The following is a 20,795-nucleotide window of genomic DNA, read 5'->3' as shown; positions in this document are numbered from 1 at the left end:
TATTCTATCAGGCTCCGCAAACGTTTGCGATAGCTTTCTGACTGAAATATTTGATGCAATAAATAGTGATGTCGTGACGCAAAGCGCATGATTTTATTCGCTGCCTACAACATAAAAAATATTATGTGTATACTAATTCAGCAAATAACGCCTGATTGATGATTGTTTGACCTTAATCAAGATGATACTAGTGGCATTGAGGGGAAAAAGCGGTATAATCCCGCGATTTTTTTGTCCGGTGACGTTTTAAAAAAGTAGGAGAAACCCATGAAGATCGTTGAGGTAAAACACCCTCTCGTTAAACATAAACTCGGCCTGATGCGAGATCATGACATAAGCACTAAGCGCTTTCGTGAACTGGCCTCAGAGGTTGGTAGCCTACTGACTTATGAAGCGACCGCTGACCTAGAAACTGAAAAAGTAACAATTGATGGTTGGTGTGGTCCTGTAGAAATTGAACAAATTAAAGGTAAAAAAATCACTGTAGTCCCTATCCTGCGTGCGGGTATTGGCATGATGAACGGCGTATTGGAAAGCATCCCAAGCGCACGTATCAGTGTAGTGGGTATTTACCGTGATGAAGAAACGTTACAACCTGTCCCTTATTTCCAAAAATTAGTTTCTAACATTGATGAGCGCATGGCGCTAATTGTAGACCCAATGTTAGCAACCGGTGGTTCTATGATTGCCACCATTGACCTCCTGAAAAAATCCGGCTGTAATTCAATTAAAGTCTTAGTTTTAGTTGCTGCACCGGAAGGTATTGCTGCATTAGAAGCAGCGCACCCAGACGTTGAACTGTACACGGCTTCAATTGACCAACACTTAAATGAAGAAGGTTACATTGTTCCGGGTCTAGGAGACGCGGGCGATAAGATATTTGGTACTAAATAATAATGAAGCCGACTGAAGAGTCGGCTTTTTTTTGATAAAAAAAAGAATATTCACGACGCATAAGAGGATGACGAGCATGACACGCCGCACGATAAGTGTTGAAGAAAGACCACCATTACTACAAACCATTCCATTAAGCTTTCAACATTTGTTTGCCATGTTTGGGGCAACGGTTATTGTTCCTATTTTGTTTGGCGTGAACCCGGCAACGATTTTATTATTCAACGGGATCGGTACGCTGCTGTATTTATTTATCTGTAAGGGAAAAATCCCGGCTTATTTAGGGTCGAGCTTCGCCTTTATTTCTCCGGTATTAATTTTACTGCCTCTTGGGTATGAGTTAGCGCTTGGCGGGTTTATTATCTGCGGGGTGCTGTTCTGTATTGTGGCATTGATTGTCAAAGTGGCAGGACGCGGTTGGATAAATGTGATGTTCCCACCCGCAGCGATGGGGGCGATTGTCGCGGTTATCGGTCTGGAATTAGCGCAAACGGCAGCGGGTATGGCGGGCTTATTACCTAAAGAAGGCGCCGCGGTTGATTCAAATACCTTAATTATCTCGATCACCACATTGTCAGTCACTATCTTGTGTGCTGTGGTTTTCCGTGGATTCTTATCGATTATCCCAATCTTAATTGGTTTCCTCTCAGGTTACGCACTTTCCTACTTTATGGGGATTGTTGACTTTACGCCAGTTATCGAAGCGCCATGGTTTGCCATTCCGACTTTCTATACACCGCGTTTTGAGTGGTTTGCGATTTTAACCATCCTGCCTGCGGCGTTAGTGGTCATTGCGGAACACGTTGGGCACTTAGTGGTGACCGCGAATATCGTTGAGCGCGATTTAATGAAAAACCCTGGCTTACATCGTTCCATGTTCGCAAACGGTTTCTCTACCGTGTTATCGGGTTTCTTTGGCTCGACACCAAATACGACATATGGTGAAAACATCGGCGTAATGGCGATTACTAAGGTCTACAGTACGTGGGTCATTGGTGGTGCGGCAATTATCGCTATCTTACTCTCTTGCGTGGGCAAATTAGCGGCTGCGATTCAATTAGTGCCAGTACCCGTCATGGGCGGTGTTTCACTGTTACTGTACGGCGTAATCGGTGCTTCGGGTATTCGTGTTCTGATTGATTCAAAAGTAGATTATAACAAACCCCAAAACCTGATTTTAACCTCAGTGATTTTAATCATCGGTGTGAGTGGCGCGGTGATCCACATTGGTCAAGCTGAACTGAAAGGAATGGCGTTGGCGACTATCGTCGGTATTCTGATGGCGCTGTTATTTCGCTTTATTACCTTTGTTCGCCCAGAAAAACAGTTTGTGACTTCAGAAGTGAAAGTCTTAGACGAAAATAAAAAATAAGTCATGATTAAGTAAAATAGATTGCCGGAGTGGCTAAAGCTCCGGCAATTAACCGTCAGGCTGTTCATCTCTTCTTGTTATTTATGATAAACTCAATGGCGTTAATTGAACTGCACAATCAGAGGCGCTTCTGAATACACCATCTCAACTCTCATTACCACTTTCTCTTCCTGATGATGAAACCTTTGCCAGTTTTTATGCAGGGGAAAATGAGGGATTACTCTCTGCGCTCAAAACGGCGATTAATCAGCCTCATGGTAGTTATATTTATTACTGGTCAAGAGAAGGGGGCGGTAAGAGTCATTTACTGCATGCGGCATGTGCTGAGTTGTCTGAGCAAGGTGTTGCTGTGGGTTATGTGCCACTGGATAAACGCGCTTACTTTGTACCTGATGTGCTTGAAGGTATGGAACATCTTTCTCTGGTCTGTATTGATAATATTCAATGCATCGCGGGAGATGAAGAGTGGGAAATGGCCATCTTCAATCTGTATAACCGTATTTTAGAAATTGGTCGAACGTGTTTACTGATCACCGGGGATCGCCCACCGCGCCAGATTGACTTGAAGTTGCCGGATTTAGCCTCTCGTCTCGATTGGGGGCAAATTTATAAACTGCACCCTTTAAGTGATGAAGACAAAATTTGTGCGCTGCAATTACGTGCCAGTATTCGTGGATTTGAATTGCCTGAAGACGTTTGTCGGTTTGTATTAAAACGGTTAGACAGAAAGATGGGCACTTTATTTGATATCTTAAATAAGCTTGATCACGCCTCGATTGTCGCTCAGCGTAAAATGACTATTCCTTTCGTTAAAGACATTCTCAAATTATAAAAAATTGGCAGCCCATCGACTGCCAATTTATTGTCTGCCAAATAGCCTGCTTATAAAATTTCCAGCACTTGCTCTGGTGGTCGACCCAACTTGGCTTTTTTACCTTTCACCACAATCGGGCGTTCAATTAACTTTGGATTATCATGCATGGCTTGAATAAGCTGCGCTTGAGTGACGCTGTTATCCGCTAATTTCAATTCTTTATAGATATCTTCTTTGGTGCGCATTAATTGGCGCGCATCGGTAAATCCAAGCATCTTCAGCAATTTTTCAATCTCAGCGATTGAAGGTGGCGTCGTTAAATATTCAACCACCGTCGGCGTGATGCCTTTTTCTTGCAATAAAGCCAGTGTTTCACGGCTCTTGGAGCAGCGAGGGTTGTGATAAATTTTAATTGAATCCGTCATTATCTTTATTCCTTACGGTTTTGCGTTGCTATCGCGCTCTTTTAATCGAGTAAGTTCATCGATTCGCGCATCAAAACGTTGTTGTTCATAACTGCCTAAACGGCTTTTACGGCTCGCTTCGCTTAAATAATTGATGGCAGTATCATAGTTGCCGCGCAGTGCCATACCTTCGGCATACGCCGCCAGTTCTGCATTACGATCCCCCAGTTTTGCGGAGGCTTCGGCAAGCAGATCCCAGCCAATTGGGTCGTCTGGGTAATCAAATGTATATTTATTCAATAAATTAGTGGCATCTTTATATTGCCCGTTACTGACGTATGCGTTCGCTAAGTTGACAATAAACACCGTATTTTTCGGTGCTTTTTTCAAAGCATCTTGCAGGCGAGCAACCGCTTTACCAACTTGTTTTTGCTCAATATCGATATCGGTCATGGAGTCGATAAACCACGGGTTATCCGGCTGCTTGGCTAATAATTCAGAAATAATCACGCCCGCTTCGCTGTATTTTTTATCTTGAGATAATAGTAATGCTTTACCGTACTTTGCTGCCATTTGCTCTTGAGCATTGCCTTTACTGTAGTTTTCGATGATTTGGTCCAGCGCATTGCGTTGATCCGCAGGGCTATACATCGACAAAATACGAACGCGTGCCAACATAAAGTCTAATGAGGATGGAGCATGGACTTTCGGATATTGGTTTGAACGGTTACGGGCATCGGCTAAACGGCTATCGGGTAAGGGGTGAGTCAGTAAAATTTCTGGTGGTTTAGACATATAGCGGGTTTGGTCAGACATGATTTGCATAAAGTCAGCCATAGCATGAGGGTCAAACCCTGAACGACGCAATGTTTGTAGACCAATGCGGTCGGCTTCTTGCTCATTGGCTTGTGTAAAGCTGATCATCCCTTGCTGCATTCCCGCGAATGTTCCCGTTAATGCGGCAAAACCGGCTTGCGGGTTCGCCATCACCAGTAATAGAGAACCAATGGTCCCCGCGATAGCTAACGGTGTTGTGGCTTTCTGGTCTTCCATCATTCGCGCGAGGTGGCGCTGTGTCACGTGAGAGATTTCGTGCGCCATAACGGAAGCAAGCTGGCTCTCATTTTGGCTATAACGAAATAGTGCGGAGTGAAGAACCACGTTGCCGCCAAAATAGGCGTAAGCGTTAATATTCGGGTTATTGACCAGGTAAAATTTAAATGGCGTTTTGACAGAATCGGCATTCGTCACTAAACGTTGTCCCAGCTTATTCACATACTGGGTTAGTAATGGGTCATAAATGAGAGGGGTACTTCCTCGGATTTGACGAGTAATGGCATCACCCATAATGATTTCTTGGTTAATGCTGAGAGTGCCTCCCGCGGTTGTACCGATATCGGGTAGGGTATCTTCAACAGCACTATAGGCAGGTAATACAGCACCATGGAGAAGTGCGGACATCAGGATAGCGAGCAGTGGATATTTCAGTTTTTTAGTCATAGTGCATATCTTCACTTATTACCTACAGAAAACACGAATTAATTGGGAGATATGATAGCAAAAGCTATCGTAAAATCTGTTATTCGGTATAATTTTCTTTAATTTAGGAACTGTCTTTGTTTTACATTCCCAGGAGCCAATGAATGTTAGAAATGTTTTTACAATGGTACCGTCGGCGCTTTGCTGACCCGCAAGCAGTTGCGTTGTTTAGTTTGCTGGTTATTGGCTTTCTGGTCATCTTTTTCTTCAGCAGTATACTGGCTCCATTATTAGTCGCAATTGTCTTAGCATATTTACTTGAATGGCCAACACATTTACTCCAACGACTTGGTTTATCCCGCGTTTTAGCGGTTAGCATCATTTTGACCTTGTTTGCTGGAATAAGTGCCATGGTAATCTTAATTATTGCACCAACAGCGTGGCAACAAGGGATCAACCTCGTGGCGGATTTACCTAACATGGTCAATCGCTTTAGCGAGTTTGCTCGCCGATTACCGGAACAATATCCGGCACTAGTTGATGCTGGCATCATTGATATGATGGCAGATAATGTGCGCAGTAGGTTGTCAGTTGTTGCGGAGTCTGTGGTAAAAGCGTCAGTCGCTTCATTAATTGGTATTTTTACGTTAGCCGTCTATCTGGTTTTAGTGCCGTTAATGATGTTTTTCTTACTAAAAGATAAAGAAAAGATCACCAAAAGTTTTTTAAAACTGTTACCGAAAAATCGTCTTTTAGTCAGTAAAGTTTGGCTAGAGATGAATCAGCAAATTACTAACTATCTGCGTGGTAAAGTCACGGAAATGGTGATTGTTGGCGTCTGTACCTACATTGGTTTTGCCTATTTTGATCTGCGCTACTCAGTGCTGTTATCTGTGTTGGTTGGTGTTTCTGTTTTGATCCCATATATCGGTGCAGTGGCAGCTACCATTCCGGTGGTCTTAGTCGCATTATTCCAATGGGGTATTGGTACGGAGTTCTGGTCACTGTTTATTGTTTATCTGGTGATCCAAGGGCTAGACAGTAACATTGTCGTACCGCTGTTGTATTCTGAGGCGGTGAACTTACACCCATTAGTGATTATTTTGTCAGTGGTTGTTTTTGGTGGTTTATGGGGATTCTGGGGCGTATTTTTTGCTATCCCACTTGCAACTTTAATTAAAGCGGTGATTAACGCGTGGCCACAAGATTTGAGTGATAGTGAAACAACAGAAAAAACAGAAGGCTAAAAAAGAGCCAGTAAGAAAAAAGGGGTGCTAAATTAGCAACCCTTTTTAGTGATTAGGTTTTAGTCACTATGTATCAGTAATTATGCGTGAGCGTTGATGTACGCTAATACGATTTCATGGTGGTTACTGGTTTTAAAATCGTCAAATACGTGCTCGATGGTGCCATTTGCATCGACAAGGAAACTAATGCGGTGGATACCGTCATAAGTTTTACCCATAAATTGTTTTTCACCCCACACACCAAATTGTTCACAAATTTGATGATCTTCATCGGATAACAGTGTGAAGTTTAATAACTCTTTTTCAGCGAAACGAGCCAATTTTTCTGGTTTGTCTGTACTAATACCTAAAACTTCGACACCTTTTGCTTTTAGTGTATCCATCTCATCACGCAGTCCACATGCTTGAACTGTACAGCCTGGCGTCATCGCTTTAGGATAAAAGTAAACTAATACGCGTTGACCCTGGAAATCAGAAAGATTGATGATTTCACCATCTTGGTCAGGAAGGCTAAATTGAGGTGCCTTATCACCGGCTTTCAATGGGTTCATTACATATATCTCCGTTAACTCTGCATTTTGGGGTTGTTAACAATACTGATGTTGCCTTTGGCATTTAGCATTGTACATAGTTGTTGAAATTTATTCTTTATAATTATGCCATTATCATCCAGTGGGTCATGAGCTGTAATTTGAATTTCCAATTGAGCCGGTTGTGTATCATTTGCAGGCTGTGTTTTAGAAATTAATTCTGCGATGTTGCACTGTTGAGTGGTAAACAAATTGGTAAATTGTTCAATAATACGCGGCGCATCGTCGACCATCACATTCACGGTTACAGTAGACGGATAGTAGGTTTTTTGTACACTATGCGTGCGTTTCATAACAATCAGCAAATCTAACTCAGCCCCTTTAGTCGGTAAAATCGCTTCTAGAAGCGTGATAGCATTCCAACTGCCGGATAACATCATTATAAAAGTAAATTCCTCGCCAAACATAGCGAGTCGACTATCCTCAATATTACAATCACATTCACTGACAAGGCGTGTAATTGTATTCACAATGCCCGGACGATCTGTTCCCAGCGCAGTAATAACAAGAAATTGCGGTTCAGTCTTAGGCAAAGTATCTTCCTTATTTTGACTAAATTTAGGTCAATGATATTGACTCAGGATGGTGGTAAGGAAACCATAAAATTGTGAATCTGCCAAGTGGGGCGATTCACTCTTGCGACAAATATGGCTGAATTATTACTTCTATTTAAGTTAATGTCATCGGCATTAACAAAATTCATTAAAATCTTGCGTTTGGGTGGTTTTCTTCTGTGAAATGAAAACGTAACATGGAAACTCACTATTTAGGGGGTATTGCGATGGCTAATCAAAACGTAAACTACAAAGACTTTTTACAAGGCAGTATTGTTGCTGTGATCACACCAATGGATTCAACGGGTAACGTTGATAGAAAAAGCTTGAAACAGCTGGTGGATTACCATGTCGCAAATAAAACCTCTGCGATTGTGTCAGTGGGAACAACGGGGGAATCAGCAACATTAAACCATAAAGAGCATGTTGATGTAGTGAAAGCGACGCTTGAGTTAGCTGATGGACGTATCCCAATTATTGCGGGAACAGGTGCAAATGCGACCGCAGAAGCGATTTCACTAACAAATGAGTTTGAAAACAGTGGTGTAGTTGCGTGCCTAACAGTAACGCCTTATTATAATAGACCGTCACAAGAAGGTTTATATCAGCATTTTAAAGCTATTTCAGAAAACACCAGCTTGCCACAAGTTCTCTATAATGTACCATCGCGCACTGGATGTGATTTATTACCTGAAACTGTGGGCCGCTTGGCGAAATTGGCGAATATTGTGGCTATTAAAGAAGCCACAGGGAACTTAGCACGGGTTCATCAAATCAAAGAGTTGGTTGATGACCATTTTGTTCTACTTTCTGGCGATGATGCGACCGCACTTGATTTTATGCAACTCGGTGGAAAGGGCGTCATTTCGGTCACGTCCAACGTCGCGGCTGCGCAGATGGTAAAAATGTGTGACTTAGCGCTTGCGGGCAAATATACTGAGGCCCGTGAATTGAATAAACAGCTGATGGGACTTCATCATCAGTTATTTGTTGAGCCGAATCCAATCCCTGCGAAATGGGCTTGTCATCGTTTAGGTCTTATTGCGGATGATACTTTACGGTTACCAATGACACCGTTAACTGTATCTGGACAGCAAAAGGTTGAAGATGCCTTGAAACTCGCGGGTTTACTGTAAAATTTAGGGAATTTTAATGGCAACATTATTGCAAAAATCGAAGGTTATGAAGGTTGCTGGCCTGTCACTTGTCGTGTTACTGGCAGCCTGCTCCAGCGATCAGCGCTATAAACGTCAGGTTAGTGGTGATGAGGAATATCTTAATGCTGCGCCATTGAAAGTGCTGAATGCGCCGCAGGGGATCACTTTACCAGCAACTAATGGTGAATATGACATTCCTAAAACCACTTCAACAGGGGCGGTTGGGAAAGCGTTAGATATTCGCCCACCAGTACTGACGATTTCACAATTAGCAGGTTCACGCACTGAAAACAGCGCAGAAGCCAGCCGTTTGTTGCTAGATAATACTCCTGAAAATAATGCTTTATGGTCACAAGTGACCATGATTTTAGAACAGCGTGGCATCCCAGTCTCTACGAAGAACGATGGTTCTCGCTCTATCGAAACTGACTGGATTAAATGGGATCGTGCAGACGAAAACGTCCCATTAGAGAGCCGTCATAAAGTCACTGTTCAGCCAGAAAATGGCATGATTGCATTAACAGTGACTAACTTAGGCTTACGCCAAGGTGATGAAACGGTAACAGATGCAGCGGAAATTCAACGCTATAACAAACTGTTATTAAACGATTTAACCGACGCTCTGTACACACTGCGTGATACCTCAAGCAAAAATAGCTTGCAAAGCGCCTATGGCATCATTGATGTTCAAACAGGTAGCAATGACACTGGCTTACCAGTGGTTATCGTTCGTGCACCGTACGATGCAGTTTGGGAGCGTTTACCTCACGCATTAGAAAGTGTTGGTATGAAAGTGGGTGACCGTAGCCGCTCAGCAGGTTCCGTCATGGTGACTTACAAAGGTTTGAGCAGCTCTGAGTGGCAAGCGCTGGGTATTGATGACCCATCGGTACCTGAAGATGACTATAAAGTCCAAGTGGGTGATTTGAATAACCGTAGTAGCCTACAGTTTATCAACACTAAAGGCGTGCCATTAACTCAGAAACAGAATGATGAAATGGTCGCTGCACTGAAAGCCGCTTTCAGTAAAGCACCGACTAAAAAATAAGTTTACATAGCTAACTTATTTGTTCTATCAAGTGAAAACGCCGTCCTATGGGATGGCGTTTTTTTTCGGATAAACTTCAGGCTGTAATGGCTAACAGTGAAAGAAAAGTTATGGATAATAGCGCATCGAAACCAATGGATAGTAGGAATAATATAACGATGCCAAGAAGAATTGCCGGAACAAACTTTAATGATAATTTACTAAATTCATTAAATAATATTGCTCATACAAGAAGTTTTCTAGAGGAGGGTGCTACTGTTTTTGATTTACCAAATTATGTGGTACCTCAAGGATACCGATTAATGAAATCATGTAAGAAAAGCCAATATAGGATGGTGACTACTGGTGAAGAGCCTGAAACGATATATTTGCTCGAATTGAAACTGCGTAGTGATATTGTCTTTGGTGAAACCACATGCACGCAAATTAAAGTTTGGCGCACTATATCCCATCTACATCGGAATAATATTGGCAATTTACCTCGAATATTTTTCATTCATTTACTCGACAATCATAGCATCATGGTAACGGATGAAGAGCATACCCGAGATGGACAGCGCTTCTGGGAAATCATGATTTCTTGGGCATTTTATCAATGCTATTATATTTATGCTTCCGATGGCACGCTCGAAGACAGACCACTAACGCAAATCCATACTGAGGCTGAATTCTTTAGTCAGTGGATTAATCAACTTTGGGGTAGAGATATCGACGTATATACCCACAAACTGATTGTAATCAGCAAACATCCATTACTTTAACTACCCATCTGCACATCTATCCTTCATTAAATTCTCGGTGAAACAAATGGACAAAAAATCAGTATTTGCAGCTAAGTAATCGTTTGCGTATGCGCGAGAATTTTATTATCATAATTAGCAGTTAATCATAAAATATTGAATATCAGTTAGTTAGCACAGTATCAAAGATTTTGGGGTAACTGACTGAATCAGAGCAGAAAATTAACAATGAACCCGCTATTTTTAGCGATCTATTCTACTGTTACTTATCTGAATCTGCTGTGCAGGTTGATTTCTATTGAGTGTAATCACATCCCTGGAGTGTTTAAGATGCAAAAGAAAGCTGAGTTGTATCGTGGCAAGGCAAAAACGGTCTATACCACAGAGGATCCAGATTTATTAGTTCTGGAGTTCCGTAATGATACATCAGCACTCGATGGCGAGCGTATCGAACAGTTTGACCGTAAGGGAATGGTTAATAACAAATTTAACCATTTCATCATGACTAAGTTGCAAGAAGCAGGCATTCCTACACAGATGGAAGCCTTATTATCTGACACTGAAGCATTGGTTAAAAAACTGGATATGGTGCCGGTTGAATGCGTTATCCGTAACCGTGCGGCAGGCTCTCTGGTTAAGCGCCTTGGGGTTGAAGAAGGGATGATTTTAAACCCGCCTCTGTTCGACTTATTCCTGAAAGATGACGCTAAGCATGACCCAATGGTGAACGAGTCTTACTGCGAAACGTTTGGTTGGGTGAGCAAAGAAAACTTAGCGAAAATGCGCGAACTGAGCTACAAAGCGAACGATGTTTTAAGCAAGATTTTTGCGGACGCAGGTCTTATCTTAGTCGATTTCAAACTTGAGTTTGGTCTATTTAAAGGTGAAGTTGTGCTGGGTGATGAATTCTCTCCAGACGGTAGCCGTTTGTGGGATAAAGAAACCCTGAACAAAATGGACAAAGACCGTTTCCGTCAAAGCCTTGGTGGCTTGATTGAAGCTTATGAAGAAGTTGCTCGTCGTATCGGCGTTAAACTCGATTAAGTTTCTAAAACTTCGCTAATATGAAGAATGATAGCCTGCCAACCGCAGGCTATTTTTTTGTCTTCAAATCATGACTGAGCCAGAAATTGCTGAACCCAACGCTCAGCTTGGTTTTCGATAGGTAGGTTCAACTGATGGCTGAGAGAATGCAAAGTTGGGGAAGGTAAAACAGAATTTGGCTGTAACTCAGAGTGGCGTAATACCGTCTCAATATTACCATCTGCCACTAAGCGACCTTGGGATAAATGTAGCGCACGCGCAAAATGGCGAGCCACAAAATCCAAATCATGACTGATCGTGACAACCGTAGCCCCCAATTGTTTTTGATAATCGAGCCATTGCTCAAAATACCCTAACCACTGTGTATCGAAATCACGGCTTGGCTCATCTAACAGCAGTAATTTAGGCTGAATAGCGGTTAAACAGGCCACTGCGACCATGCGCCGCTGAGCAGAATGTAAATCAAGCGGGTGTTTATCCGCAACATCTGTTAAATGGCAGAGTGTTAAAGCTCGCTTTAATTTTTCAGCGATATCCGATGAGGATAATTTTAGGCGGCGTAATCCAAACATAATTTCATCTTTCACCGTGCTGTGAAAAATCTGCTTTTCCGCTTCTTGGAATAAAATTCCAATCTGCTGAGCGCGTTTTGCTGCTTTCAATCCACTGATAGATTGTTGATTAAAATTGACTTCCCCAGTAGAAGGTGGCAATAAACCGGCCATTAAACGCAATAAGGTGGATTTGCCTGCGCCATTGTCTCCCACCAATGCCACCCATTCCCCAGAGTGAATTGTCAGTGTGAGAGCCTCAATGGCATATGCGATTTTCGGGGCGTATTGAAAGCTTAATTGATTAATTTGCAGCATAACACGCCTCAATGCCTTGAATCAGTTGTTGTTCATTGCGAGGCACCGGGGAGTGCCAACTACCACGCTCCATTAATTTCCCGACAACACGCCATGCATCGGGCATATTGATTGTCTGCTGTGCGGGTAAAAATATGGCGTCAATATTCCCTTGAGCAGTAATACTGCCTTGTTCCAGTAACGAAAAATCTTCGCAAAAATGCAGAGCTGGCAGTAAATGCCGTTCGAACAAAATGACACAACAGCCGGTTTGTTCACTGTAATTTTTTAACTGAATGAGTAATCGATGTGTGGCTGCGGGCGTTAAGCGGCTAAAGGCTTCATCCAAGAGTAATAATCGTGGTTGCATAGCAAGAGCACTCGCCAATACAATGCGCTGAGCTTCTCCGCCAGAGAGTGTTGCAGGGTGACGAGTGCGTAAATTTTGGCTGAATGTTAACTCAAGAGCCTGTTCAACCCGTTGAACGATTTCTTCAGGCGGAAGCCCTAAATTTTCGGGACCAAAAGCTACTTCTTGCTCAACGGTAAACGTACAGCCAGAGAGTTGTAACTGCGGAGATTGTTGCACGAGTTGACGCTCAATAGAGAGTTCAACTAACGATTGCTCCCCTAATGGTTGAGCAAGGATCATGCCATTACCCGTGATATTTCCGGTTAACTGATCCGGCAACCAACCCGCTAATAGTTGGGCTAATGTGGTTTTGCCGCTGCCATTTCCACCTAACACACAATGCCAATTTCCGTGTGATAGGGCTAGGTTAATCTCTGACAGAATAGGCTTCTCGCTGTTTTGAGGCGTAAATGTTAATTGCTGTAGATTTACCGCCCTATTTTCCGTCATGTTTACCAACATAGCGCCACCCCTGCTTCAATCACGATTAGTGCTAATAAGCCAAGACGCAATGCATATTGAAGGCGGCTATCCGCAGGTTTATTCAATGTGGTGCGATGGCGAGTGTAGCGAAAACCTCGCATATCAAGGGCAGCACCGCGGACAGTTAGCTCACTGAGTGCTTGGCTCGCCAGGGGAAGCAATAGGGCGGGTAACGTCGTTAATCGTTGCCAAAAGTGGCCATCTAAGGGAACCCCTCGGGCAAGCTGAGCCTCACGAATCGTGGCAAGCTGCTGACGAAGTTGTTCAACAAGTAAAAGTGGACCCGCAAGCACATAGGCAAAGCTGGCCGGGAGGCGACTGGCAAATAGCGCTCGGATAAACCGTTCAGTGGGAACATACTGTAGCCATAACTGAGAGGCACTAATGATGGCGAGCAGACGCAGCCATAAAGCCATGGCTTTTTGCTGCTGAAGGGCTTGTGGCGGTGAGCCTGTTAATAATTCACTTAGCCACCCTCCGTGGATTAGCCAAAGTCCTACCGCCATTGGTAACATTATTCCCGCGATAAATTTCCAGCGATGGAATGATGCTGAGCGCAAGATGACTGCGGCAAGGGTAGCGAAAGCAACGATAACTAATCCCCAGCCTAGCGGTAGCATCAATGTGCTAGCGCTAAACCAGAACCATAAGGTCAATGAAGTAAAAGGGTGCATCCTAACCCCTAGCGAACTTTAGCCATATTCGGGAAAGTACGCTGAACGCGCTCAGGTAAACGGCGGACAAGCAACCAAGCCACAATGGCTGAAATTATCTTATCCGCAATATTGGCGCCTAAAACAGTGATAGCCACAGACTCTAATAAGTTTTCACCGACAGCATGGAAATAAGCCACAAAAAAGTCTGCGCCACTACCGGTAGTACCCGCAAATAAATAGGTACGAATAGGTACTGCGACAATCATCAGTGCGATAGTGATCAGCACGCCCGATAAAATAACGCGTGGTAGAGTACGAAAACCGCCAGCACGTGCCAGCAAACCCGCACTTAAGCCGATCATCATCGCGACTGGGGCAAATGCCGCCGCGATAGGGCCTGTTAAAAGGCCCCAAAGTAAGTTAGTCGCTAAGCCACTAAAGATAGCCGCCCAAGGACCCGCGAGCAGCGCACAGATAATCGTGCCGATAGAATCAAGGAAGATAGGCAGTTTTAACATGGAACTTAATTGCCCAACTACCATGTTGATTGCAATCGAAAAAACAATTAAAGCCAATGTTCGGCTGGAAATGATTGACGAGTTTGCCATGAATTAAATATCCCTAATAAGTTGTAAATTAAAGCTAGAATGAAATCAAAATAGAACAAAAATTAACGAGAAGTGATGACCAATTCTTCATATCCTGAGAGCGCGCAAGGCTCACGGGTAAAGGTTTTGTTTTCCAGTTCGCCAATAATCAATTCGAGGGTAGTTCTGACGGTGCAACCCGGCATCATATGTCCACCACTCATTTGCCCGTTTTCATCGGAAACCGCCAAATGCAGATGTTCACCCTGAGCATCAAGGGTGCCTATCAGTGACACAATTTCAAACTTACCTGAGGTAAGATGGGTATTTTCTTGCCCAGCAAAACGCAAGGCAACATCGGTCAAGCTACCCACGCAGCCAGCAATAAATGCGGCTTGCAACTGATGATGTTTGACCTGTTCACGTAAGGTAAGAATGATATCTTCCCCTGGACGTAGACGCAGTGCGATAAAGCGAGCGTTTGAATAAGTGGTTAAATCGTGAGACATAGCCGAGATCCTAGTGAATCGTGTTTATAGATTACGGCAATCTATTATACGAATAGATAACTTGCTGTCTGGGAAAGGGATTTTTTTTGGTTTTTTTTAGTGAAACACTCTGTATCTTAGAAAATATTGATCAAGAAGGTCGGAATAGTGGGTGAAAAAACAATGGGGAGTATCGAATATTCTGATTATTTAACTTAAGTTTTATTAGGGTTCCATGAATGAAGGGAAACCTATTTTCTAAGATAAACTTTTTTCAGATAGACTACAGAAAATAGCGTTTGAAGGTGAAGGATGATTTGCCTCTTCAACGCGAGATCAATAACATACTCTCTCAATTGACGCGGTGGAACTGTGTTGCCGCAATGCATTTATTTTTACAGGGGAAAAATTATGAGCCAAGTGGATCCTACACTGATCATTTTGCTGGTATTGGCAGGATTAGGCATTATCAGCCACAACATGACAGTGACGTTAGCCATGCTATTTTTGCTGGTAGTGCGGATCACGCCGCTGAATAATTTCTTCCCTTGGGTCGAAAAATATGGGTTAACCATCGGGATTTTAATCTTGACGATAGGTGTTATGGCGCCAATTGCGAGCGGAAAAATCTCAGCAAATGATGTATTAAGCTCCTTTTTGAATTGGAAATCATTATTGGCAATAGTGATTGGCATATTGGTTTCTTGGCTAGGTAGCCGAGGTGTAGCGCTGATGGGGAGCCAGCCTTCGACGGTGGCAGGGCTATTGGTGGGTACGGTGATTGGTGTTGCCTTATTCCGAGGGGTTCCGGTTGGACCATTGATCGCTGCTGGGATTCTGTCATTACTTATTGGTAAATCGTAATCTTGGCGATGAAAAATTCATTACAAGCGATTGTTGAGCAACTACATCATATCGGTTTTCGCCGCTTGCTGGTGTTATCTGGGGAGCATGAATGGGTCACAACTCAGCTTCAAGAGTATCAAGGCTTCTTAGCGGGGGATTGGCTCTGTCTCTCACCAGAATTACCCAATAGTATTCAACCAGAAAAAGCCCAACTATTGCTTGGACGCGAATTTGTTCATGGTATTTTTGATGCGCGTAAAGGGTTGCATAGCGAAGCGTTGGCTATCTTAGCGGGAACCCTAAAAGCAGGAAGTTTATTGGTGCTTTGCACTCCACCCCAATCTCTGTGGGCGCAGCAAAATGATGCGGATAGTGTGAGATGGAATGAGCAATTTGGTGAAATTCCCACACCGAATTTTGTCCATCATTTACAACGCACTTTCCAGAATCTCCCTGATGTACTGTTTGTTGATCAACAGCGAGAGGAGGAAAATCAACCTGGCGTACTGAATTTGCTACCCGATCACCCCAAATGGATAGCACCCAATGGTCAGCCAACCCAACAGCAGCAAGATGCGCTTGGACAATTGCTGTCTGCGAAAAATGGAGTATGGGGATTGATAGCCCCTCGCGGGCGAGGCAAGTCCACCGTAGCAGGGATGCTGATCAAGGAGTGGAAAGGTGTGTGTTGGTGTTGTGCGCCGGCCAAAGTGACCACCGGCGTCATTGCCGAATATGCAGAGCATGAACTTAAATTTTGGGCGCCTGATGCGCTTTTGCACTATTGCCAATCAGGACAAAAGATTGATGCTGATTGGTTAATTATTGATGAAGCTGCTGCTATTCCATCCCATATTTTGCGGCAGATTATCGCCTTTTTCCCTCGGGTACTCATGACCACGACGGTGGAAGGTTATGAAGGTTCGGGGCGTGGGTTTATGATGAAATTTTGTGATAGCCTCGAAAATTTCACCTCGTTATCGCTCACTCAACCGATTCGCTTTGCAGAACATGACCCGCTCGAAAGAGTGATTAACCAAAGTTTATTATTGGAAAGCGCTATATCGGTGAATGTTGTGTCAGAGCCGATTATTCTCAAGTCACTTAGCCAGCAGCTACTGGCTCATGATCTTAAACAACTTCACGCATTTTATGGTCTATTGACCGCGGCACATTATCGGACCTCGCCGTTGGATTTACGTCGATTATTGGATGCACAGCATCAGCACTTTGCTGTCGCAAGCCATCATAATCAGGATGTTATTGGCGCAGTATGGATGGTGGATGAAGGGGATTTAGATGAAAAACTGAGCTGGCAAATTTGGGCAGGACAGCGGCGTCCACGGGGAAATCTGGTTGCTCAATCCCTCGCAGCACATTGCTATTTCCCTCAAGCCCCGAGATTACGTTCTCGACGAGTGATGCGTATCGCTGTAAATGCTGGATATCGTCGCCAAAAAATTGGTTACCGGTTATTAGAATCGCAAATCGAGCAAGGCATTCAGGACGGTTTAGACTTCCTATCGGTCAGCTTTGGTTTAACCCCAGAATTATTGGCTTTTTGGCAATCATCAGGATTCCAGATCGTGCGAATTGGGCGGCATGTTGAGGCGAGTAGCGGCTGTTTTACGGCAATGGCGATATTGCCATTATCCGCAGAAGCTCAGTCAATTTGCTATTTAGGGCAACAGAGATTAGAACGAGACCTATTCTGGCGTCATGATCTTAATGAATTTAGTCTGAAAAGCACATTTGAACAGCATCTTGACGCTGGAGATTGGCTAGAATTGGTCGGCTTTAGCGACTACCATCGTTCGTTAGCCGCCAGTGAGCCGTCATTACAGCGTTTTTTAGCGATTTTACAGCAACAACATTCGGCTGAAATCACAGGTTCTGCCCTTGGGGCTTATTTTCATCAAGGGCAATCTGTTGAACATATTGCTGGGCAACTCGGGTTAGTAGGGCAAAAACAGTGGTTAAAACGCGCAAGAGCCGAAGTCGCGCAGTGGCTGAATGTCTATTACCCTGAAGAGGTGAAAAGTTTAAGGCAACAAATTAGCGTTTTTTGTCTTTAGGCCAGTCGTCATCTTCATCATCCCAGAGGTGATTATTATCTTTGTGAGGTGGAATTTCAGGTTTGTCATCTAAATACTTTTTGGGGTCGAGTCGCATCATTTCTTTTACTGAATTCCAAATGACCCCGACTAATAACAGTAGGATGATCCACCAGTAATCGGCTAACCAATGCATATTTGCCTTCTTATTTTAATCATAATAATGTGTAGCCCTGCCCACATGACGCAGTTGGTAGGTTTTAGTGGGGTCATTTAACCATGTTTTTTGTTGTAACGGGAGAGCCTGAGTGAATATAAAGAAAATCATATTCATTACAGTAGGATGGATTGCTGTTGGCTTAGCTTTTCTTGGCGCTATTTTACCCGTCATGCCAACAACCTGTTTTTTATTATTAGCGGCATGGTGTTTTTCGCGTTCCTCACCACGTTTTCATTACTGGTTGCTATATCGTTCATGGTTTGGCGGGTATTTACGTCACTGGCAAGCGCATCGCGCACTACCAAAAGGTGTAAAACCGAAAGCCATGACGTTAATCGTTATTACGTTTGCCTTTTCGATTTGGGTGGTCAGCTATGGCTGGCTAAAAATCGGGTTATTTTTAGGAATGTGCTGGTTACTGATTTTTATGTACCGCTTGCCTGTCGTGGATGTATCAAATTCGGATCAGAATAACGCAGATTTATGATGGCGTGATGGGAAAAGCTGTCACTCAGCGAGAAACTGAGTGACAGATAAATCATTCAGGCACTTTAATATAGCGGTTGAAAACATACTCAAGGTTATCTAATAACCAGGGTTTTCCACTAATATCTTCTTCGGTGAGCACCTGTCTAACAATTTCTGGCGTCAATAGCTGTTCAGCTTCATGGGATAACGGCCAATAACTAATATGCCAAGGTTCTTCCGCTACACCTGCATTGGTCGCGGTGAAAGGGCGGTAAAAATCAAAGGTCGCCATATTGTCGGTTAACCAGTGATTAAGCTCAGAAAAATATCCCCCTTCTTGATATTCCCACGGTTCTAATTGCAGGGTTTGCCCAGCAGGAATACGTAGCGGGTCGTAAACATCGATCTCTGTCCCCCAGTGATGACGGCTCGCCCCTGGTAGTGCAGACCAATGCAAGATTGCCTCACACAATTCGCCTGCCGATAATGTTGAAATATCTAACGGCTGGCTATGGGTATCAAGAACAGGGCGTTTACCTGCAAATTTTTCATTCCAAATGATCTGCTGACGAGCAAAATCACGAAAAGCACTGGCGGATTGTAGTTTAAACCCTGCGCGCGCGGCGGCTTGCTGCATGGCAAGAAACGCTTTAGTGGTATTAAACTGTAGGCGGTGATTACCGCCCAAAGTCACTAAATGGTCGGTGGAGCGCCCGGTTAACATCTCGATGGAGAGAGTCATAGTAATAGTAGCTCCATGATACGTTCGTAGATTACGGCGAGCTGTTGTAAATCATCGACGCTAACGCACTCATCCACTTTATGGATCGTCGCATTTAATGGACCTAGCTCGATAACATGGGTACCCATTTGAGCGATAAAACGTCCGTCAGAGGTGCCGCCGCTGGTAGATAAGGTAGTGGCGCGCCCCGTGACTTCTTGGATGGCTTGCACCGTTGCACTCACTAATTCGCTGTCGCCCGTCAAGAATGGCTGACCTGATAAGAACCAATCTAAATGATAATTCAGCCCGTGGCGCTCTAACATGTCAGCCACACGTTCACGGATCACGGTATCAGTCAGTTCGGTGCTAAAACGGAAATTAAATTGTACTTTTAGTTCACCGGGAATGACGTTATCGGCGCCTGTACCTGCATTGATATTGGCGATTTGCATGCTGGTGGCTGGGAAATATTGGTTGCCATCATCCCATTTAGTGGAGACTAACTCTTGAAGGAAGCCCGTTGCACGGTGTACAGGGTTATCCGCCAGATGTGGATAGGCAACATGCCCTTGGGTACCCAAAATAGTTAAGTGTGCGGTGATAGAGCCGCGACGACCATTCTTAATGATGTCACCAAGCGCAGACTGGCTGGACGGTTCCCCTACTAAGCAGTAGTCGACTGGCTCATGACGGGCTTGTAACGTCTCCACCACTTTTACGGTGCCGTGAGTGGCTTTGGCTTCTTCATCGGAGGTAATTAAAAACGCGAGGCGACCAGTATGAGCTGGGTGTTTTTCTACAAAACGCTCAGCGGCAACGACCATGGCGGCAATAGAACCTTTCATGTCGGCAGCGCCACGACCGTATAAATGCTGGTTGATAATTGTCGGCGTAAATGGCGGAGTCTGCCATTTACTGTGGTCGCCAGCAGGGACAACATCGGTATGACCCGCAAAGGCGAGGGTTTTGCCATTATCACCACGGTGAGCCCAAAAATTGAGAGTATCCCCAAATGGCATTTTTTCTACCGTAAAGCCGATTTTATTCAAACGTTCGATGAGTAAATCTTGGCAACCTTGATCATCTGGGCTGATAGAGGGACGGGCGATAAGTTGTTTTGCAAGTTCAATGACAGGGCAGTTCATTGAGTCACCTTTATTTTGTGAATTTTTGGTAATCATCGGCGTTAAACCCGACAAGATAATGACCATTAGCAGAAACAAGAACAGGGCGCTTGATCATCGCAGGTTCAGCCAGTAAGACTTTTTTTGCGCTATCGGCATCAACAACTGCATTTTTCTCTTCATCGCTGAGTTTGCGCCAAGTTGTACCGCGTTTATTGACTAAGGTTTCCCAATCGATGTGTTGCAAAAATGTAGAGAGGAGTTCATCAGTGATGCCATCAACGCGGTAATCATGGAATTGGTAGCTGACTTTGTTATCGTCTAAGTAACGGCGAGCTTTCTTTATGGTATCGCAGTTTTTAATTCCGTACATGATATAAGGGGATGCAGGGGTGTTGGACATATGATTTTCCTCTGATGGCGAACAATGTATGCCATACATAATGCGGGAAAATACAATTATGGTCTACCCCTTTGAATCGAAAAGATTTATTAATCTAACAAGCGATTTAATAATAACTAAAGCAGAGTTAATATTCATA

At 43.8% G+C, this 20,795-nt stretch carries 24 protein-coding genes; 11 read left to right on the top strand and 13 right to left on the bottom strand.

The window, feature by feature from the left end; translation table 11 throughout:
* The first annotated feature begins 267 nt into the window (after window positions 1-267).
* From upp to hda, 3 genes are all read left to right on the top strand, one after another.
* Complete coding sequence (gene upp / locus JK188_RS05015; protein WP_036953223.1) at window positions 268-894, top strand: uracil phosphoribosyltransferase; 627 nt, start codon at window positions 268-270, stop codon at window positions 892-894.
* A gap of 76 nt (window positions 895-970) precedes the next feature.
* A complete protein-coding gene (gene uraA, locus JK188_RS05010; protein WP_036953224.1) occupies window positions 971-2,266 on the top strand; it encodes a uracil permease in 1,296 nt (431 codons plus the stop codon).
* A gap of 130 nt (window positions 2,267-2,396) precedes the next feature.
* A complete protein-coding gene (gene hda, locus JK188_RS05005; protein WP_036953226.1) occupies window positions 2,397-3,098 on the top strand; it encodes a DnaA inactivator Hda in 702 nt (233 codons plus the stop codon).
* A gap of 50 nt (window positions 3,099-3,148) precedes the next feature.
* Here the strand turns inward: hda and arsC are convergent, their stop codons facing one another.
* Entirely contained in the window at window positions 3,149-3,505 is a 357-nt protein-coding gene (arsC, locus tag JK188_RS05000; protein WP_036953228.1) for an arsenate reductase (glutaredoxin), read from the bottom strand.
* A gap of 12 nt (window positions 3,506-3,517) precedes the next feature.
* Complete coding sequence (locus JK188_RS04995) at window positions 3,518-4,984, bottom strand: beta-barrel assembly-enhancing protease (RefSeq protein WP_211885797.1); 1,467 nt, start codon at window positions 4,982-4,984, stop codon at window positions 3,518-3,520.
* A 143-nt stretch (window positions 4,985-5,127) separates the two neighbouring features.
* Here JK188_RS04995 and JK188_RS04990 point away from each other — a divergent pair, with 143 nt between their 5' ends.
* Window positions 5,128-6,210, top strand: coding sequence for an AI-2E family transporter (locus JK188_RS04990; RefSeq protein WP_211885796.1), 1,083 nt, complete (start codon window positions 5,128-5,130; stop codon window positions 6,208-6,210).
* Between the two features lie 80 nt (window positions 6,211-6,290).
* On the opposite strand, the gene bcp is transcribed toward JK188_RS04990, so the two are convergent.
* Window positions 6,291-6,761, bottom strand: a complete 471-nt coding sequence (gene bcp / locus JK188_RS04985) for a thioredoxin-dependent thiol peroxidase (RefSeq protein ID WP_196712396.1) — start codon at window positions 6,759-6,761, stop codon at window positions 6,291-6,293.
* A 14-nt stretch (window positions 6,762-6,775) separates the two neighbouring features.
* Window positions 6,776-7,333, bottom strand: coding sequence for a glycine cleavage system transcriptional repressor (locus JK188_RS04980; protein ID WP_036953236.1), 558 nt, complete (start codon window positions 7,331-7,333; stop codon window positions 6,776-6,778).
* A gap of 248 nt (window positions 7,334-7,581) precedes the next feature.
* Between JK188_RS04980 and dapA the strand changes: the two genes are divergently transcribed.
* The 4 genes from dapA to purC all read left to right on the top strand — a co-directional run bounded on the left by dapA (window position 7,582) and on the right by purC (window position 11,343).
* Complete coding sequence (dapA, locus tag JK188_RS04975; RefSeq protein WP_211885794.1) at window positions 7,582-8,490, top strand: 4-hydroxy-tetrahydrodipicolinate synthase; 909 nt, start codon at window positions 7,582-7,584, stop codon at window positions 8,488-8,490.
* Between the two features lie 16 nt (window positions 8,491-8,506).
* Entirely contained in the window at window positions 8,507-9,559 is a 1,053-nt protein-coding gene (gene bamC, locus JK188_RS04970) for an outer membrane protein assembly factor BamC (protein ID WP_036953238.1), read from the top strand.
* Window positions 9,560-9,645: 86 nt separating this feature from the next.
* Complete coding sequence (locus tag JK188_RS04965) at window positions 9,646-10,320, top strand: hypothetical protein (RefSeq protein ID WP_249216021.1); 675 nt, start codon at window positions 9,646-9,648, stop codon at window positions 10,318-10,320.
* Window positions 10,321-10,629: 309 nt separating this feature from the next.
* The gene (gene purC, locus JK188_RS04960; protein ID WP_036953240.1) at window positions 10,630-11,343 is read left to right on the top strand and encodes a phosphoribosylaminoimidazolesuccinocarboxamide synthase; all 714 of its coding nucleotides are present in this window, start codon (window positions 10,630-10,632) and stop codon (window positions 11,341-11,343) included.
* 68 nt (window positions 11,344-11,411) lie between these two features.
* Here the strand turns inward: purC and JK188_RS04955 are convergent, their stop codons facing one another.
* The 5 genes from JK188_RS04955 to JK188_RS04935 form a co-directional block, all read right to left on the bottom strand.
* A complete protein-coding gene (locus tag JK188_RS04955) occupies window positions 11,412-12,212 on the bottom strand; it encodes an energy-coupling factor ABC transporter ATP-binding protein (protein ID WP_211885790.1) in 801 nt (266 codons plus the stop codon).
* Window positions 12,199-13,065: an energy-coupling factor ABC transporter ATP-binding protein gene (locus JK188_RS04950; RefSeq protein WP_249215400.1), complete on the bottom strand. Its 867-nt coding sequence runs from the start codon at window positions 13,063-13,065 to the stop codon at window positions 12,199-12,201. The genes JK188_RS04955 and JK188_RS04950 overlap by 14 nt, the downstream gene beginning before the upstream one ends.
* Complete coding sequence (locus JK188_RS04945; RefSeq protein ID WP_211885783.1) at window positions 13,056-13,760, bottom strand: energy-coupling factor transporter transmembrane component T; 705 nt, start codon at window positions 13,758-13,760, stop codon at window positions 13,056-13,058. Before JK188_RS04945 ends, JK188_RS04950 begins: the two co-directional genes overlap by 10 nt.
* An 8-nt stretch (window positions 13,761-13,768) precedes the next feature.
* Window positions 13,769-14,350, bottom strand: coding sequence for an ECF transporter S component (locus tag JK188_RS04940; protein WP_211885781.1), 582 nt, complete (start codon window positions 14,348-14,350; stop codon window positions 13,769-13,771).
* A 62-nt stretch (window positions 14,351-14,412) separates the two neighbouring features.
* Window positions 14,413-14,838, bottom strand: coding sequence for a PPC domain-containing DNA-binding protein (locus JK188_RS04935; RefSeq protein ID WP_211885780.1), 426 nt, complete (start codon window positions 14,836-14,838; stop codon window positions 14,413-14,415).
* Between the two features lie 390 nt (window positions 14,839-15,228).
* Here JK188_RS04935 and JK188_RS04930 point away from each other — a divergent pair, with 390 nt between their 5' ends.
* Both JK188_RS04930 and JK188_RS04925 read left to right on the top strand, forming a co-directional pair.
* Window positions 15,229-15,681, top strand: coding sequence for a DUF441 domain-containing protein (locus JK188_RS04930; RefSeq protein ID WP_036953250.1), 453 nt, complete (start codon window positions 15,229-15,231; stop codon window positions 15,679-15,681).
* An 8-nt stretch (window positions 15,682-15,689) separates the two neighbouring features.
* Window positions 15,690-17,738, top strand: coding sequence for a tRNA(Met) cytidine acetyltransferase TmcA (locus JK188_RS04925; RefSeq protein ID WP_211885779.1), 2,049 nt, complete (start codon window positions 15,690-15,692; stop codon window positions 17,736-17,738).
* Here the strand turns inward: JK188_RS04925 and JK188_RS04920 are convergent.
* Complete coding sequence (locus JK188_RS04920; RefSeq protein ID WP_036953252.1) at window positions 17,719-17,913, bottom strand: YpfN family protein; 195 nt, start codon at window positions 17,911-17,913, stop codon at window positions 17,719-17,721. The two genes, JK188_RS04925 and JK188_RS04920, sit on opposite strands and share 20 nt — an antisense overlap.
* A 118-nt stretch (window positions 17,914-18,031) precedes the next feature.
* Here JK188_RS04920 and JK188_RS04915 point away from each other — a divergent pair, with 118 nt between their 5' ends.
* Window positions 18,032-18,424 carry a DUF454 family protein gene (locus JK188_RS04915; protein WP_211886421.1) on the top strand — a complete coding sequence of 131 codons (393 nt, stop codon included), beginning with the start codon at window positions 18,032-18,034 and terminating at the stop codon, window positions 18,422-18,424.
* 51 nt (window positions 18,425-18,475) lie between these two features.
* Here JK188_RS04915 and JK188_RS04910 read toward each other — a convergent pair whose 3' ends face one another.
* From JK188_RS04910 to JK188_RS04900, 3 genes are read right to left on the bottom strand one after another with little or no spacing between them, the layout of a single operon-like run.
* Window positions 18,476-19,147 carry a M15 family metallopeptidase gene (locus tag JK188_RS04910; protein WP_211885778.1) on the bottom strand — a complete coding sequence of 224 codons (672 nt, stop codon included), beginning with the start codon at window positions 19,145-19,147 and terminating at the stop codon, window positions 18,476-18,478.
* A complete protein-coding gene (gene dapE, locus JK188_RS04905; RefSeq protein ID WP_211885777.1) occupies window positions 19,144-20,274 on the bottom strand; it encodes a succinyl-diaminopimelate desuccinylase in 1,131 nt (376 codons plus the stop codon). The genes JK188_RS04910 and dapE overlap by 4 nt, the downstream gene beginning before the upstream one ends.
* A 10-nt stretch (window positions 20,275-20,284) precedes the next feature.
* Window positions 20,285-20,656 (bottom strand): ArsC family reductase, encoded by a 372-nt coding sequence (locus JK188_RS04900; RefSeq protein ID WP_211885776.1) that lies wholly within the window; start codon window positions 20,654-20,656, stop codon window positions 20,285-20,287.
* Window positions 20,657-20,795 lie beyond the last annotated feature (139 nt).

The sequence above is a fragment of the Providencia sp. JGM181 genome, assembly GCF_018257375.1.
In the GTDB taxonomy this organism is placed as follows: Bacteria; Pseudomonadota; Gammaproteobacteria; order Enterobacterales; family Enterobacteriaceae; genus Providencia; species Providencia lanzhouensis.
Note: the sequence above shows the minus strand (reverse complement) of the source record. Positions and strands in the feature narration are given on the sequence as shown.